The sequence below is a fragment of the Niastella populi genome (assembly GCF_002078015.1).
In the GTDB taxonomy this organism is placed as follows: domain Bacteria; phylum Bacteroidota; class Bacteroidia; order Chitinophagales; family Chitinophagaceae; genus Niastella; species Niastella populi.
Genome location: NZ_LWBP01000173.1, coordinates 1 through 315, shown reverse-complemented (window position 1 = coordinate 315; position 315 = coordinate 1). Strand labels below are relative to the sequence as shown.

The 315-nt window shown below is 43.8% G+C and carries 1 pseudogene; it reads right to left on the bottom strand.

Annotation, left to right across the window (positions count from 1 at the left end):
- Positions 1 to 315, bottom strand: a pseudogene (locus tag A4R26_RS34995) (hypothetical protein); the annotation flags it as partial.

Sequence of the window (315 nt, the reverse complement as noted above, 5' to 3'; positions counted from 1 at the left end):
CGTAACGCCACCATAGAATTTTGACATAGAATTGATAGAGTGAGCAAAATCGGCAGTCCGCTGTGTATGTACAGGATGACAGAAGATTAAACCACTAAATGGGATGATGGCTATAAATACTTCACACTCGATGTGCCCACCTGTAGCCTGGTCAATGTAGTGCAATTTTTTGCCGGCAAAATCAATCATGGTGATGTCGCCTGGCTGATACTCCAGGTGCATCGACAGATCGCGATTTTTTAGGTAAAGGCTTAAATGATAACAATATCGGCTGTAGCTGTATCCGTCAGGATGTTGAGCCTGATATTCCTGCCA